Consider the following 16,537-nt stretch of genomic DNA (forward strand, 5'->3'; position numbering starts at 1 on the left):
CAACGGGAGTTTGTGTGTTGTCATAAGATATTTGTGCTACTTCCTCCCGTTCTTTGTTTGGTGCTGAGTTGTTATTCGGCTACCGTCCTGTATTGCATTTCTATGTCTGTTGCTTTTCGAAAACTGTTTTTGCTTCTGCTGCTGGCTTTGCTCGTGCAAAGTACCGTAGCGCAGGTGCTCACGCCTACCAAGCTCTCTACCACGCTCAGTCAGCCCACCGCCAAAGTGGGGGAGGAACTGGACCTGATTGTGAATGCGCGCATGCAGGATACGTGGCACCTTTACGCCACCGATTTCGACCCCGATCTGGGCCCCACAGTCTTCACGTTCAGCTTTGCCAAAAGTGCCGCCTATGCGCTGGTAGGCAAGCCTAAATCCATTGGCACCAAGAAGAAATTCGACGAAGTATTTAAGGGAGATATATCCTACTTTGAGAAAACCGGCCAGATTCGGCAGCGCATTCGGGTGCTACAGCCTGGGCCGCTCACCATTCAGGCCGAGGTAGAATACCAGACCTGTACTGATGTAGACGGCCGTTGCGTGCCTGGCGAAGAAACCCTCCGCTTCGGTCCCATCGAAGTAACAGCTACTGCTGCCGCTCCTGCTCCCGCTACGCAACCTGTTGCCCCCGGCACAGCAACTCCTGCTAAAGCCCTGACACCGGCCGTAACGGCCGCACCAACTACTTCAGCAGCGGACACCAGCTCTAAGGGGCCGGCTGCGGGCGCCGCTGTAGCGCCTGCGGCTGCAGCAGATACCACGGCCCAGCAGGCTCCGGTAGCGGTAACGGGCAAAGGGGCTACGGCCACAGTGGCCGCAACTCCGGCCGAAGAAGCCGAGGCCGGCGGGTTATTCAGCTTTGCCCTGCTGGCTTTCTTCTCGGGGCTGGCGGCCTTGCTTACCCCGTGCGTATTTCCCATGATACCCATGACGGTATCCTACTTCACCGGGGGCAGCGACTCGCGGGCACAGGGCATTCTGAAGGCCTTGGTGTACGGGCTGTCCATTATTGTGATTTACACCATTCTGGGCGTGATTGTAGCCCGCCTGCTGGGTGAGGATGGTCCCAATTTTATGGCCACGCACTGGCTGCCAAATCTGCTGTTTTTTGCTGTTTTCGTGGTGTTTGGTTTGTCGTTTCTGGGGTTGTTTGAAATTACTCTGCCCCATAATTTGGTGAACAAAGCCGATGCACAGGCGGACAAAGGCGGCTGGCTGGGCGTGTTTTTTATGGCCTTCACGCTGGTGCTCGTATCGTTTTCCTGCACCGGCCCCATTGTAGCTACCATTCTAGGCCTGGCGGCCCGGGGCCAAACCATTACGCCCGTTATCGGGATGCTGGGCTTTTCCCTGGCCTTTGCACTGCCCTTCACACTGTTCGCTATTTTCCCCTCTTGGCTGAAAAGCCTGCCTCGCTCCGGTGGCTGGCTGAACACGGTGAAAGTAGTGCTGGGCTTTGTAGAGCTGATGCTGGCGCTGAAATTCCTGAGCATGGCTGACCTGGCTTACCACTGGAACCTGCTCTCCCGCGACCTGTACCTGGTACTCTGGATTGTGCTTTCAGCCCTGCTAGGAGTATATCTGCTGGGTAAGTTTAAACTCTCCCACGACAGCGACCTGACCCACTTGAGCGTAGGCCGCCTGCTGATGGCGGTGCTGGCCTTCAGCTTTATGGTGTATTTGATTCCCGGCCTGTTTGGGGCGCCGCTACCGCTACTGGCTGGTTACCTGCCCCCCCAAACCAGCCGAGACTTTTCTCTGGCATCCGCCACAGCCGCGCCGGTGAGTTCCACGCGCAATGCCTTATGCGAAATCCCTCGGCACGCCGATTTTCTGGAACTGCCCCACGGGCTGCAGGGCTATTTTGATCTGGAGCAGGCCAAGCGGTGCGCGCGGGCACAGAACAAGCCCATTTTTATTGATTTTACCGGCCATGCCTGCGTGAACTGCCGCAAAATGGAGGCCAGCGTCTGGAGCGACCCACAGGTGCTCCAGCGTCTGCGCAACGACTTTGTGGTAGTGGCTTTATATGTGGACGACAAAACCGAGCTGCCACAAAATGAGTGGTACACCTCCAAGCGCGACGGCAAAGTGAAGCCGACCCTGGGCAAGCAAAATGCCGATTTGCAGGTAACCAAGTATGGCGTAAATGCCCAGCCTTATTACGTGCTCCTGAACCCTAACGACCCCACCGATAAGCCCCTGGTAAAGCCTGTGGCGTACGAAGCCAGCGTCAGTAGCTTTGTTCAGTTTTTAGATGCTGGCCTGGCACAATACCGGCAGCAAGCGCAAGCGGTAGTAGTGCGGTAAATCAAATTTTCACTGCTTTCATCTTTCATCAGTTTCTATTTCCTGCATGAAAAAAGTATTGTTAATGCTGAGCACAGTGTGGCTACTGAGCCCGGTGCTCAGCCAGGCCCAGACTAAAGCACCAGATCCGGGGCGCATCACGCTGGTTATACACGGCGGCGCTGGCACCATTACCAAGGCCCTGATGACGCCCGAAAAGGAAAAGGCCTATCAGGAAGCACTTAATCTGGCCCTGCAAACCGGCTACGCTATTCTGAAAAAAGGGGGCACTTCCCTGGATGCCGTAGAAGCCACGGTGCGGGTAATGGAAGACTCGCCTTTGTTTAATGCCGGCAAAGGGGCCGTATTCACCCATGAAGGCCGTAATGAGATGGACGCGGCTATTATGGAAGGTCAGACCCTGAAAGCGGGTTCGGTAGCAGGCGTCACCGTCATTCGGAACCCCATTACGGCGGCAAGGGCTGTGATGGAAAAATCGGAGCACGTGATGATGGTAGGGCCCGGAGCCGAAGCTTTTGCCCGAGAAAAGGGGCTGGAAATCGTGTCGCCTGAATATTTCTATACCGAGGCCCGTTACCAGCAGCTACAAAAAGCCCTGCAGCAGGAAAAAAGCGCCGGCACCCCCGACCAGCTCAATGCCCCCACTAAAGCCAGTGAGTCGGTTCCCAAGAAAACCAAGGTGAAAATGAAAGCCGGCAAAGCACAGGGCCGTGCTCCGGAGAATAACATCTTCACCGAAGGCAAGAAATACGGTACCGTAGGCGCAGTGGCGCTGGACCAGTATGGCAACCTGGCGGCCGCCACCAGCACCGGCGGCATGACTAACAAACGGTATGGCCGCGTAGGCGATGCGCCTATCATAGGGGCAGGCACTTACGCCGATAACAATGCCTGTGCCGTGTCATGTACGGGCTGGGGCGAGTTCTTTATTCGGGCTACGGTAGCCCGGGATGTAGCGGCCCGGGTAGAATATCAGCAAAAACCATTGGCACAGGCCGCGCAGGCTACCATTGATAAAGTGGGCAAAATGGGCGGCGATGGCGGCCTGATTGCGCTGGACCGCCAGGGTAATGTGGCCATGCCATTTAACTCCGAAGGCATGTACCGCGGCTTTATTAAAGCCGATGGAAAAAGCCAGATCCTGATTTACAAAGAATAGCACATTGTAGCACGCATGCAACCAAAAGCCCCATTAGCTACTCTGGTAGCTAATGGGGCTTTTTTTTATGGTTCGTGGCTTTTGTAAAGGAAAAAAGGGACCTTTGCACGTTTTTTTAGCCGGCACTTTAGCCTGGTATACAAAAAGAAAGGCTGCACCCACCCAGATGCAGCCTCCTAGAAAAGAACGCACCCACCCAGATACGTTCCAATGTTTACCCCACACATAATCCATCCAAAGATGTTGCTGTAGAAGGAGGGCTCGAACCTCCACGGAGTAGTTAGCCGGCCGCCGGACCAGTTTTTCCCGAATCTCCACCCCCGAGAGAGGAGGGTATGTCTGCCAATTCCATCATCCTACAATATCCTCAAAGCCGCTTGCGTTTGATTATGACAAATGTAGGCGTTTGTCCTTAATAATAAAATTATTGCAGGTTATGTGAATAAAATTTACATTGTTTTTATATAAACGCTTAATTGGTTAACAAATCCTCAATCATACATTTCAAAAATGGCCCGTAATTATGAACTTGATGAGACAGATCGAAGGATTCTGGCTCTGCTTATCGACGATGCGAAGATGCCATACACTGAAATTGCCCGGAAGGTGCATGTATCAGGCGGCACAGTACACGTGCGCATGTCCCGGATGGAGGAATTAGGTATTGTGAAGGGCGCCACCCTGAACATTGACTATGCTCAACTGGGGTACGATATCAATGCCTTCCTGGGCATTTATCTCAACAAAAGCTCCGTGTACAACAGCGTGGCCGAGCAACTGAAAGCCATTCCTGAAATCCTGAGCATCTACTACACCACCGGTAACTACAGCCTGTTTGCCCGCATCATCTGCCGCGACACTAACCACCTTCGGGAAGTCCTGCACGATAAGATTCAGCTGATCGAAGGCATTGAGCGTACTGAAACCCTTATCTCTCTCGAAGAAACTCTGAACCGCCCCATTCAGCTGGTGTAACCTTTTTGCAAAGCCTTTTTAAAGCCCGCTGTGCCGCAACTGCGCCACAGCGGGCTTTTTGCATTTGCACTAAGGCTCAGCTTGAGATTGTACTTTTTTGGAATGATATAAATGTGATAATAATTTTAAATTATTTACTTATTTTAATTTTGATGAACAAAAAATATACATATTATTACAACAAATAGCCTTTAACCAATCTGATACTGCTTTACCGCCATAAGGTTGTTTCTGTTTGCTTGCGAAGCAGACAGTGTTGGAGTTTTCTCATTCTTATTCATTATTCTCATGAATGCTACTTCTACTTCTATGCTGCGTCGTGGGCTGCTGGTGCTGGTGCTGGCCCTGCTTGCACATGCCGCCACCTTTGCACAGGCCGTAGGCGACTACCGTTCTTCCAATACCAACAATCAGCTGGATTTTATGAGCACTGCTGGTTGGGATGTGTATACAGCAACCGGTTGGAGAGCCAACGGGTCTGCAGCTCTCGACATCACTAAAACCTTCACCATTCGCCACACTAAGGTGTTTTCCAGCAATAGCACCAATTCCACCTTTGCAAAAATCATTGTAAAGAAGGAAACAGGTTCCCTGATTGGGAAGCTAACGGTGAGTGGGAAGCTACTCTGCACCGACATGGTGGTAGATGGAACCGGCGCTATGCTAACTGTAGATGCTACCACCGCCTCGTTTTCAAAAACTACTGCTCAGAATGGGGGTATTATCTACTTAAACAAGTCTTCCCTTTTAGGCAACGTAACACTTAGCTCCCTGGCCGTTTTGCGTGTTACGGGTACTAATAATGCTATTGTATTAGGGCCTGTTACGGCAAGTGATGATGCCGAGCTGTCCATTGAAGGTCCTGGCGCTCTGGTTTCGGGTGTAAATATTATGGATGGTGGTATACTCACTATCAAAGCGGCTACTACCCTCAAAGGAGTGCAGGTGCAGCAGGGTGGCCTGATTCAGCGCACCAGCAGCGCTGAGCTATTGATTGATGAGACGGTAGGTGTTACGGATATGCAACTCAATGGCCAGTGGATTGATGCTCCCAGTGCTACCGATATAAAGTTCAGCACGGGGGCCACTATGGCCGTAGGTGCAACCGGCACTTATGAATACGCGAATAACGGAGGCAAACTCCCCCTGGCCACCTGGGATCCGGCCTCAACGCTGGAAATAGTGGGCGTGAAGGATGCCGCGACTTTTACAGGAAACGATAACCAGACCTTTGGGAATATTATCTGGAATACGCCCAGCTCAACAACGCCAATCTTTCGGCTAAGCCCTTCCGGCAACATGAAAATTGCGGGTAAGCTCAGCGTGAGAAGTACTGGCAGTGGCGAGTTGGAACTGCTGGCTCCAACAGGGGCCCAGAAAAAGACTATGACCATTGGCAGCTATGAGCAAACGGCAGGCGTTGTCAATGTGTCACGCACTGGTACATCTACAGCTCTGCAGACGGTAAATGTGGCGGGCAACTTCTCAGTAACCGGCAGTTTCAGGATCAGCAATTCGACTTCCACAGGCCCTAACTCCGTCATTGTGGGTGGTACCACCCGCATCAATAATAACTCGAAACTGGTGGTAAGTGGTGGTGTTCCTAGTTCGGCCGCCGCTACCGGTGAGCTACACTTGCAGGGCGACCTGATTATGGACAGTGGCAGTAAGCTGGAAGAAACCGCTTCTGCTGCTAATGGCTCTACGGTAGCAACTGTTGTTTTTGATGGCGGCAAACAGCAGAACTATATTAACACGAGCGGGAACGCCACAACAGTTGGGCGGGTAAACGTAACAGTAGCTGCAGGCACTACTCTGAATATGGCAAACTATGAGTTGCTTTCAGATGCTACCACGGTGAACGGCGGAATTTTCACGGTGAGTGCAAAGGCTACCCTCATGATTGGTCATGCAGCGGGTATTGCCAGATTTAATGCGAATAATGCTGCAGCAAGCGCCAAAGGAAATATCCAGCTAAAGGCCGCGCGTACCTATGCGGCTGGTGCCACTTACATCTATACAGGGACTGCCGGCGAGCAGGTAACCGGCAACGGATTGCCGGCCACCTTGAATACGAATGGCAAGCTGGTAGTAGATAACCCTTCTGGAAACGTTACCCTAAGCCAGGCCCTAACAATTAATGGTGTTTTGAGCCTGAAACAAGGGTACTTAAAGACCAACGGTCAGGTACTTACCCTAGGATTGCAAGGTTCCTGGCAGGATGCCAGTGACAACAGCTACGTAGAAGGCTCTATGCAGCGGGTTGTAGATAACCCTGCTACGGTGTATACCTTCCCAATTGGGAATACCGATGGGCTGCAGCTGGCAGGTGTACGGCCACAAAGCGCCGAGGTAGCCACCTTTGAGATGAACACCTACCGGTTTTCGGCCCCTTCACCTATGTCTTTTGCGGCTGGCTCGGGGCTAATGAAAGTGAGCATGCAGCAATACTGGAATGTGCGCCGGGCATCCGGTACGGGCGATGCCTTCGTTCGTCTCTACTACACCCTGCCATATAGCGACGTTTCTGAGGCGCCCGATGCTCAGAAAGACCTGCGCGTGGCCGGGTTCGATGGATCGTTCTGGCAGAGCTATGGCCAGGAGGGGTTGCCCAATACCTTGGAGCGCTACCTCACTTCCGGCTCGGCTCTGGCTATAACCGATGCTTTCAAGCCCGTAACCTTTGGCAGCGGCTCTGTCCGCAATCCACTGCCAATTGAGCTGATCAGCTTTAAGGCTAAGTTGCTGCCTAACCAGAATGTGCAATTAACCTGGCAGACGGCCCAGGAGCGTGACTGCAAACAATTTGAGGTGCAGGTCTCTACTGATGGCCGTACGTTCAAAGGCATTGGCACCTACCAGGCCCGGGGCGCCGCAACTTCCATTTCCAGCTATGAGCACCTAGACAAAACAGCTTTTCTGGGCAGTGAAACCACGCGCTACTACCGCCTGGAACAGATAGATAATGACGGCTCACTCTACCATTTTCCGGTAATAACCGTGAACGGTGGTGGCCGCAATGTGCGGCTAACTGCCTGGCCGGTACCTGCTACTGATCAGCTCACGGTCAGCTTCCGGGCTGCGCAGCCACGCACGGCTATTCGTATTCTGGACGCCGCCGGCCGCGTGTGTGCTGAGCAAATTGCCACCTCCGAAACCAACAGAACTATCACCGTACCAATGTCAGTTGCCAGCCTGCGGAACGGTCTATACTTAGTGCAAATCAATAGTGTTAGCGGAATAGAACAGTTCCGGTTTATCAAGGAATAAGGGTGTATGTCCGCATTGCTGGTGGGTCTGGCAATGCGGACAACTTATTTTATAGTTGTTGGTATAAATCTAAAAGCTGTGTTTAATACAATTTTGTATATTTAAGGGTTTCGTATTTAGTTGGGCGGCCATGAGAGTATTAATTACGGTCTTCATTATCTGGCTGCTGCCGCAATGGGTACATAGCCAAAGTATGCCGGCCGTTTATTTGAATGACCATGACGAAGAAACCATACCCGATAGCGCTACCCACTACCGTATTATAGAGCGAAAGACTGATGCCGGCTACGCCATGCGGGACTATGCCATGAATGGCGTGCTCCTACTACGTGGTACCTTTCTCAGTACGGAGCCGCCTCTACGTAATGGCCTGTTCACCTGGTATCATCCCAATGGTTCCAAGGCGAGTCAGGTGCATTTTAATGATGACGAGCCCGAAGGAGTATATGTGGCCTGGTATGATAACGGGAAAGTAAGTGAGCGTGGTCAGTATGAAGAAGGCCAGCGCGTAGGGCGCTGGGTAACGGTACACCGAAACGGACAAAAACGCTCGGAGGGGCGCTACCTATATGGCCGCCCGGTAGGCGAATGGCGCTATTACTACAATACTGGTCAGCTAAGCTCCATTGAGCTGCTGGACCGTAGCAAAGGCCCCGCCCTTATCTTTTTCAATGAGGATGGCTCTCCTTATGTAGGCAAATTGCAGCGCCACCAGAAACCGGAATTTCCCGGCGGCGAAACCGCCCTGCTGGATTTCTTAGCCCGCAATACCAATTACCCCCGCGATACGCGCCGTAAAGGCATTACCGGCAAAGTATACGTTTCCTATACCGTGGATGAAAATGGCTATGTAGGACAGGTGCGGGTTGTACGGGGGCTGGCCCACGAGGCCGATAATGAGGCCCGCCGTGTAGTGGCTAGTCTGCCGCAATTCCGGCCCGGCCGTGAGTACAATGTGCCCACCGCCGTAACCTACACCGTACCTATTTCCTTCGCGCCCACCTTTAACCTGTTTGGTGGTGCACACCCACCACGCATTCTGCCCACAGAGGCCCAGGTTGGTTTCCCCGGCCCGCACTATTAACAACAATCAATAACCAGTCAACCAATAGAAAGCCCTGCTCCGTGTATCGGAGCAGGGCTTTCTATTGGTTGTTAGAGGAGGTAACCGACTAAGCAGTTACCTGGGCATCCAGCTTTTGAGCCAGTACGTGCTTAGGCACAGCACCAACTTGCTTATCTACAACCTGACCGTTTTTGAACACCAGCAGCGTAGGAATGCTGCGGATGCCAAATTTGGCCGAGGTCTGAGGGTTAGCGTCTACGTCTACTTTGCCAATAACGGCTTTGCCTTCGTACTCTCCAGCCAGCTCTTCTACTACCGGACCCACCATGCGGCACGGGCCACACCACTCGGCCCAGAAATCCACGAGCACGGGTTTGTCGGAGTTGATGATCTGGTCGAAGTTGGCATCGGTAATTTCGATGGCTTTATGTCCCATGATAAAAGGGGTTTGTTGTGGTGACGTTGAAAATGCTTCTTACGAGGCTTGGGTCTGCAAGGTAGCAGATTGCGGTTCAAACAAGGAGCGCGCCGGAAAGTTCAGTCGGCCAGTTTGGCAGAATACGTAGCGCTGGAAATTTTCAAAGCCACGTATTCTGCATTCTGATTTGCATAGTTGCTTAAATCAGCTGGCAGGCCTCAATTTCCATTTCCCGCATCTTCCGGATAAATTCTTTGGGCTCGATGCGGTATCGGCGCGAGTACATGTCCACCGTCATATGCTCGTGGGGCTCGGCGAACTTAATTTCCAGCTTCTTGGAACCAGCACAACCTTCTACAGCTTCCATAAAACGGTCCATGAACGGCTCCGTAATAGTGCGCAAATCCAGCTGCACGCGCACGCCATTCGCCAGTTTCTCGGCCACGTTGAACAGCGGCTCCATGGTCAGGATCTTGAATTCGAACTGGTCGGAGTCGCGGAAGCGCTGGGCATATTTGCCCCGGATGTACATGGGCGGCACCTGCTCCTTGTCGTAGTTGCGGGGGTTAATCAGGGCCGAGAAGCGCGAGTAATCGTCGCGGAAAAGCGCTAGGTTGAGGGAGGATTCGTAGTCTTCCACCGTAAACGACACAAAAGGCTGGCCGGTCTTGGTGGTTTTGAACAGGACGTTGGTAATCAGACCTGCTACCGTCACCTCGCGGTTTTTGTAGCTCTCTACCTTGTCTAGACCGCAGGTGCAGTAAGAGTCAATTTCCAGCTTGAAGTCATCCAGCGGATGCCCAGAGAGGTAGAAGCCTATTACTTCCTTTTCGCGCCGCAGCACCTCAGTGGCTGCCCAGGGCTCCATGTCGGCCACTTTCGGTAGCGGCATGGCTACGGCCCCAAAGGCCCCGCCGCCAAACAGGCTTTGCTGCGCCGAATCCTGGTCAGCCTGGAACTGTTGGCCCATGCGTACGGCCTTCTCAATCAGGTTCTGGTCGCCAGCCGGAGCTTCCAGGAACTGCCGGCGGTGGTAGCGCTCAAACGAGTCAAAAGCCCCGGACAAAGCCAGACTTTCAAACGTCTTCTTATTCACGGCCCGCAGATTCACGCGCTTCGAGAAATCGAAAATATCCGTGAACGGGCCCTTCTTGCCGCGCTCCTGCACAATGTTTTCAATGGCCGCTTCGCCGGCACCCTTTACCGCCGCCATGCCAAAGCGAATCTGGCCCTTGTCGTTCACGTTGAACTTCAGGATAGATTCATTCACATCAGGGCCCAGTACGGGCACGCCCTGCTTGCGGGCCTCCTCAATAAAGAACGTCACCTTCTTGATGTCGCCCATGTTGTTGGTGAGCACTGCCGCCATGTACTCGGCGGGGTAGTTGGCCTTCAGGTAGCCGGTCTGGTAAGCCACTACGGAGTAGGCGGCGGAGTGCGAGCGGTTGAAGCCGTAGGCCGCAAACTTCTCCATCACGTCAAACACTTCAGAGGCCTTTTTCGCGGGAATGTTGTGCAGCTTTTTGGCGCCTTCCACAAACTTTTCCCGCTCCTGGGCCATCTTCTTCATGTCCTTCTTACCCATGGCGCGGCGTAGCAAATCAGCGCCACCTAGGGAGTAACCGGCCAGAATCTGAGCAGCTTGCATAATCTGCTCCTGGTACACCATAATGCCCTGGGAGTAGTTCAGGATGGGCTCCAGCAGCTCGTGCGGGTATTCCACCGGCTCGCGGCCGTGCTTGCGGTTGATGAAGTTCGGAATGAACTGCATAGGGCCCGGCCGGTACAGGGCGTTCATGGCAATCAGGTCCTCAATATTGGTAGGCTTGAGGTCCTTGAGGTACATGCGCATGCCTTCCGACTCGAACTGGAACGTGCCGATGGTGTCGCCCCGCTGATACAGCTCATACGTCTTGGGGTCGTCAATCGGGATTTCGTCGATGTCGATTTTGATGCCGTGATTCTGCTCAATCAGGTTGATAGCATCCACGATGATGGTCAGGGTTTTCAGCCCCAGGAAGTCCATCTTCAGCATCCCGGCACTCTCAATCACCTTGCCGTCGAACTGCGTTATCAGCAGGTCCGAGTCCTTGGAAGTGGAAACGGGAATGTACTTGGTGATGTCGTCGGGGGCAATGATGACGCCGGCGGCGTGAATGCCGGTGTTGCGGACGGAGCCTTCCAGCTTCTCGGCCAGGCGCAGAATCTGCCCGCGCAGGTTGTCGGGTGAGTCGTCGCGCCGGATCATGTCCAGCTCCTGATTTTCGGCAAAAGCCTTGGCCAGCGTCGTGCCTACCTGTTCGGGCACCATCTTCACTAGGTCGTTGGCCTGGGGGAGGGGCAAATCCATAGCGCGGGCCACGTCCTTAATGCTGGACTTGGCGGCCATGGTACCGAAGGTGATGATCTGGGCCACCTGCGTTTTACCGTACTTATCCACCACGTAGTCAATAACTTTCTGACGGTTCACGTCGTCAAAGTCAATATCAATATCGGGCATGGACACCCGCTCCGGATTCAGGAAACGTTCGAACAGGAGCGAGTACTTAATCGGGTCGATGTTGGTGATACCAATGCAATACGCTACAGCGGAACCAGCCGCAGAGCCCCGGCCCGGACCTACTGCCACGCCAATGTTGCGGCCGTGGTTAATGAAGTCCTGAGTGATGAGGAAGTAGCCCGCAAACCCCATGGTTTCAATCACGCGCAGCTCGTAGTCAAGGCGCTCCTCAATTTCCGGGGTGCGCTCAGAGTAGCGGCGTTTAGGCCCTTCAAAAGCGCCCTTATAAGTGAGGTAGCGCAGGAAGGCGTCGGCGGTGGGGTGCTCGGGCGGGAGGGGGAAGTTGGGAAGCAGAATATCACGCTGCAGCTTGGGCGGCGTAATCTTGTCCACAATTTCGTTGGTGTTATCCACGCTTTCCGGCACGTCGCGGAAAAGCCGGTTCATCTCCTCCTGAGTCTTGAAGTAGAACTGGTCGTTGGGGAAACCGAAGCGGGCCCGGGGCTTAGGCATCTGGGCTTCCTCATCAATGCGCATGAGCTGGCGGCGTACCTGGTCGTCGGAGCTGGCCAGGGGGCGCAGGTTGTCCAAGTGGTCATACAGCACCTTGTTGTCCTGCGACATCAGCCGGAAATACTTGGTCTGAAAGTCGCCGACCGGAATGCTGTGTTCCTCTCCGGTATTAACGCACAGCAAAATGTCATGCGGGGCAAAGTCCGTCTGCTCCACGTAGTGGGAGTCGTTGGTGCAGATAACCTTGACGTTGTATTTCTGGGCCCAGCGCAGCAATACCTGGTTCAGGTCTTCCTGACTTTTGCCGGTATTATCAATGTTCTTGAGCCCGTGCCGCTGAATCTCAAGGTAGTAGTCGTCGCCAAATACATCCAGCCACCACTGCAGCATTTTCTCGGCTTCTTCCTCCGATTTCCAGAGCAGCGCCTGCGGAATCTCGGCGCCAATGCAGCAGCTGGTGGCAATCAGGCCTTCGTGGTACTGCAGCAACAGCTCTTTATCGATACGCGGATACTTGGAGTACACGCCCTCAATGAAGCTCATGGAGCAGAGCTTGGCCAGATTCTGGTAGCCGGCCTGGTCCTTGGCCAGCAGTAGCTGGTGGTGGCGCACGTCCCGCTCGCCCTTTTCCCGACTGAAGCTTTTCTTGTGGCGGTCTTCTACCAGATAAAACTCGCAGCCCACAATGGGCTTCACATTATACTTATTCGCCTCGGCCACAAAGTTGAACGCCCCGAACATGTTGCCGTGGTCGGTGAGGGCAACAGCGGGCATTCCATCGGCCTGGGCCTTCTTCATCAAAGCCGATATGCTGGCCTGACCATCGAGAAGGGAATATTGCGTATGGCTGTGAAGGTGCGAGAAAACGGGCATGGCGGGTACTTCTGAAGGCTGAATCCGGAGTAGTAAGTTCTGAAATTATAGATGCCACTCAAGCCGGCAATCAGAATTCAGCACTCCGAATTAATAAGTAAAGTTACCTCCAAAAGCGGGCCCAGGAAAGATTGCGCGGTAAGGGGTTTTTATGTATCACCATAAAATAGGGCAACCCATATGAGCTGCCCTATTCAAATGGCAATATCTGGAATTTGACTACTGCGCAGCCTTCACCAGCAGCACTTCGCCAATCTTTACGCCGTCGTCCTTCTTGTTATTCCAGGCCCGTATCTGCGCCGGGGTAACACCATACTTGCGGCAAATACCGAATAGCGTGTCCCCTTTCTGAACCCTGTGTTGCGCGGGGTTAGCTGGAGCAGCTTTGGCCACTACTGACGTAGCAGGTTCTTTTTTTACCTCGGTGGGTTTGGTGGGAGCAACAGCGGGTTTAGCTACTAGAGGTTTCACTGGTGCGGTGCTGGCCGTAGGTGCTGCTGGGGTAGCGCGCACGGCAACAGGCGGAGTAGCAGCCGATGCTGCGGGGGTGGCCGCCTTGGCAGTACCCATAAAGCCGGCGGCCTGCAGATGCTCGAATGCCTTTTTAAGCGCCGGATTTTTGGCTGCTCGCGCACTGAATTCCCGGTACTGAGGGCTGCGCTGCAAGGTTTGCAGCTCTACCTGCCAGGGCTGCTGCCGCAGGCGCTGAGCCAGTACCTGCTGCTGCTCGCGAGGGAGGCTGGCGGTGTAGAAGCTCAGGCGCTTGTTCATAGCTGGTACCTCTACCAGAGCCGCCTCAATCAACTGCACGGCGCGGGTATCATTCGGCTCGAAATAAATATTGTGGAGCTGCCGCACGCTGGCTTGCACTAGTCCCGTCATCACCCGCACGGAGTCTTCGGAGAGTGCCGGCAAAGTAGCAACCGGGGCAGCGGGCACAACAGGAGCAACAGCCGGCGCAGGCTGCTGAGCCTGCGCTGACAGGGAAGCTGCTGTCAAACCGGTAAGAACTAGAAAGAAGCTGGAAGAAAAACGCATTGTAACAGGAAGAAACTGCCAAAGGCAGCAGGCTTATTTGGCAGGCTTAATTTCCAGCTTATCGCCGGGTTTCACGTTGAAGTCAGGCTTGTTATTCCACTCCATAATCTGCTTAATGGTGACGCCGTACTTGCGCGAAATGCTGTACATCGACTCACCTTTCACCACCGTGTGCTGCACCGTGGGTACTACGGCCGGAGCAGCTTCCGCCGTTGCCGGGGCTGCTTCCGTTGCGGGAGCTGCTACTGGCTCAGAAGCCGGCGCTACTACACGCAGCGTCTGGCCAATGCGCAGGGAGGGGTTGGAGGGCAGGCTATTCCAGGTAATTAACTCAGCTGGGCGCAGGCCATAGCGGCGCGCTACGCTGTACAGACTTTCTTTAGGCTGCACCACGTGTATGCCATTGGCTGGTACTGGCTCAACAGTGGTAGCGGTTTGTGGGGCCGTAGCCGGGGCTGGTTGTGCCGCAGGGGCGGGAGTGGGTTGCACTGTCTGCGCCGCGGGGACAACCGGCTGGCTAGTAGCTGCGGGAACCGGAGTTTCCGCCTGAGTTACATCAACTGCTTCCGATGAAGATGGTGCCGCCGCCTGTTCAGGAGCTTCTGCTACAGGTGCTGGCTCATCGGCCACGGGAGCGGGTGGGGGCAGGTTGCGCTCATTCTGCGTGCCACTGTAAATAGCCCGGTTGGGTTTGGCCGGCTGGGCAGCCGGGGCAGGTGCCGGAGCGTGTTCTGCTACCGATGCTTCGGCAGTGAGCGGTGCTTCTTCCGCCTTCTTGGTAGCAGGGGAAGTAACCTTGGCGGTGGGCTTGCTGGTCGTCTTTTTCAGCAGACGGCCGAGTTTAGAAGCGGTACTGGCGCTGTCTGCTTCCTCTTCCGCGTCGGGGCTGTCGTCCAGCACGCGCTGGCCAGAAGCGGTGCGGCCGCTGTATACGTCGGTGTTATCCTCCCGGCGCGTACGGGCCGGAGCTGGTGTGGCGGCGGTAGGGGAAGCGGCATTGCGCTCAAATGCTGCCAGCGCCGCCGGGTTGTTAACGGGCAGGTATTCTACTGCCGTTTCCCGGGGGCGCGTGTGTTGCATCCACATCAGGCGGCCGGGCCGCAACTCCTCATTGCGGGCCATGCGGTTTTTGCTCCAGATGGCTTTGGAGCGTACCCCGTATTTCTGCGATACCGTGGCTACACTTTCGCCGGGCTGCGCAATGTGGTATTCCACCTCTGCTCTGTCGCGCTTTTTCTGCACGAAGTAGGCTTGCCCGGGCGTAATATTATCGAACAGAAACAAGTCATTGTACTTCATCAGCTTACGCACTTTCAAGCCAGCGCGCTTGGCCAGACTCTCCTTGCTGTCGCCGGGCAGGGCAACCAGCGCCCGTAGCCCATTTATGCGGACGAAGTCGGCGTTTTCGGGGTCGGTTTGCGGTTTGTGCACCAACTCGGTAGCTACCTGCTTTTGCTGCACGGCCATAGCCGTAAGCTGCAGCGGATCGGTAACGGGCACGATGAGCGTGTAGCTGCGGCCAGCGGGCACTGCGGTAGCCAGCAGCCAGCGGTTGTGGCGGGTCAGATCCTCCGCATTGGTGTGCAACAGCGTGGCTACCTGCGGCAACTGCTGACCGGCTACGGCCGGAAACTCCTGCAGTACCAGCGCAGGTTTGGGGTTTTGCCCACAGGCCGACTCATAGGCTACTTTATGCGCCAGGAAGGTGAGAATGTACGGGTGTGTCTTCTCCGAAACTTCCATTTCGGTAGCCCCGGCATCTGTCGGGAGAGTGTAGGGGCGGGCGCCGCTCACGCCCAGGTTATAGCTCAGCAGGGAGTTTAGCCAGTTATGATACGTGTTGTTGCTGCGTACCAGATATTTGGCAGCAGCCCTGGTAGAGGCTGCAATATGCTTACGCTCATCTACCACTTCGTTTACCAGCAAGCCAAAGTCCTGCGCCGATTCGCGCTTGAATTGCCAGTAGCCTACGGCATCATGAATACTTTGCGCATCACCTTGCAAACCGCTTTCCTGAATAGCTAAGAAGTGGAAATCCAGCGGGACGCCCAGCTGCTGCAGTTCCCGGTCAATCAGTGGGAAATGCGCGTCGGCCAGGGCTACCCGGTTTTGGAAAGATGCCGTATGGCGCCGCAGGGCATCTACTTTCTGCTGAATAACGGTGCGGCCCCCATCGGTGAGGCGCACATGCAGCCCTCCCAGATATAGGTCAGCCGGAACGGCTACACTTTGGGCCAGCAGAAACTCCGGCAACAGGCAGAAAAGAGCGAGTAATAGTTTTTTCATCGGCAAAAAAAGAAGGCTAGTAAAGTTCAGCCTGAATAAACTGCCGACTTTACTAGCCTCCAAAATAGGCGAAATATCCCGTTTATTGGGTATTTGCCCCACAAATACAACTATTCCCGGCTTCTGTAC

9 protein-coding genes are annotated in these 16,537 nt (G+C 54.4%); 5 read left to right on the forward strand and 4 right to left on the reverse strand.

The window, feature by feature from the left end:
• Nucleotides 1-102 precede the first annotated feature (102 nt).
• The 5 genes from Q4G72_RS05680 to Q4G72_RS05700 all read left to right on the forward strand — a co-directional run bounded on the left by Q4G72_RS05680 (nucleotide 103) and on the right by Q4G72_RS05700 (nucleotide 8,798).
• Nucleotides 103-2,310: a protein-disulfide reductase DsbD family protein gene (locus tag Q4G72_RS05680; protein WP_303310436.1), complete on the forward strand. Its 2,208-nt coding sequence runs from the start codon at nucleotides 103-105 to the stop codon at nucleotides 2,308-2,310.
• Nucleotides 2,311-2,356: 46 nt separating this feature from the next.
• Complete coding sequence (locus tag Q4G72_RS05685; protein WP_303310437.1) at nucleotides 2,357-3,469, forward strand: isoaspartyl peptidase/L-asparaginase family protein; 1,113 nt, start codon at nucleotides 2,357-2,359, stop codon at nucleotides 3,467-3,469.
• A 510-nt stretch (nucleotides 3,470-3,979) separates the two neighbouring features.
• Nucleotides 3,980-4,444 carry an Lrp/AsnC ligand binding domain-containing protein gene (locus tag Q4G72_RS05690; RefSeq protein ID WP_303310438.1) on the forward strand — a complete coding sequence of 155 codons (465 nt, stop codon included), beginning with the start codon at nucleotides 3,980-3,982 and terminating at the stop codon, nucleotides 4,442-4,444.
• 288 nt (nucleotides 4,445-4,732) lie between these two features.
• Nucleotides 4,733-7,714, forward strand: coding sequence for a T9SS type A sorting domain-containing protein (locus tag Q4G72_RS05695; RefSeq protein ID WP_303310439.1), 2,982 nt, complete (start codon nucleotides 4,733-4,735; stop codon nucleotides 7,712-7,714).
• A 130-nt stretch (nucleotides 7,715-7,844) separates the two neighbouring features.
• Nucleotides 7,845-8,798, forward strand: coding sequence for an energy transducer TonB (locus Q4G72_RS05700; RefSeq protein WP_303310440.1), 954 nt, complete (start codon nucleotides 7,845-7,847; stop codon nucleotides 8,796-8,798).
• Between the two features lie 88 nt (nucleotides 8,799-8,886).
• Here the strand turns inward: Q4G72_RS05700 and trxA are convergent, their stop codons facing one another.
• From trxA to Q4G72_RS05720, 4 genes are all read right to left on the reverse strand, one after another.
• Nucleotides 8,887-9,216 carry a thioredoxin gene (gene trxA / locus Q4G72_RS05705; RefSeq protein WP_044515051.1) on the reverse strand — a complete coding sequence of 110 codons (330 nt, stop codon included), beginning with the start codon at nucleotides 9,214-9,216 and terminating at the stop codon, nucleotides 8,887-8,889.
• A 181-nt stretch (nucleotides 9,217-9,397) separates the two neighbouring features.
• Nucleotides 9,398-13,084, reverse strand: a complete 3,687-nt coding sequence (gene dnaE / locus Q4G72_RS05710) for a DNA polymerase III subunit alpha (protein ID WP_303310441.1) — start codon at nucleotides 13,082-13,084, stop codon at nucleotides 9,398-9,400.
• A gap of 219 nt (nucleotides 13,085-13,303) precedes the next feature.
• The gene (locus tag Q4G72_RS05715) at nucleotides 13,304-14,083 is read right to left on the reverse strand and encodes a LysM peptidoglycan-binding domain-containing protein (protein ID WP_303310442.1); all 780 of its coding nucleotides are present in this window, start codon (nucleotides 14,081-14,083) and stop codon (nucleotides 13,304-13,306) included.
• 72 nt (nucleotides 14,084-14,155) lie between these two features.
• Nucleotides 14,156-16,408: a LysM peptidoglycan-binding domain-containing protein gene (locus tag Q4G72_RS05720; protein WP_303310443.1), complete on the reverse strand. Its 2,253-nt coding sequence runs from the start codon at nucleotides 16,406-16,408 to the stop codon at nucleotides 14,156-14,158.
• Between the last annotated feature and the right edge of the window lie 129 nt (nucleotides 16,409-16,537).

It is taken from the genome of Hymenobacter sp. BT730, assembly GCF_030542105.1.
GTDB lineage: Bacteria > Bacteroidota > Bacteroidia > Cytophagales > Hymenobacteraceae > Hymenobacter.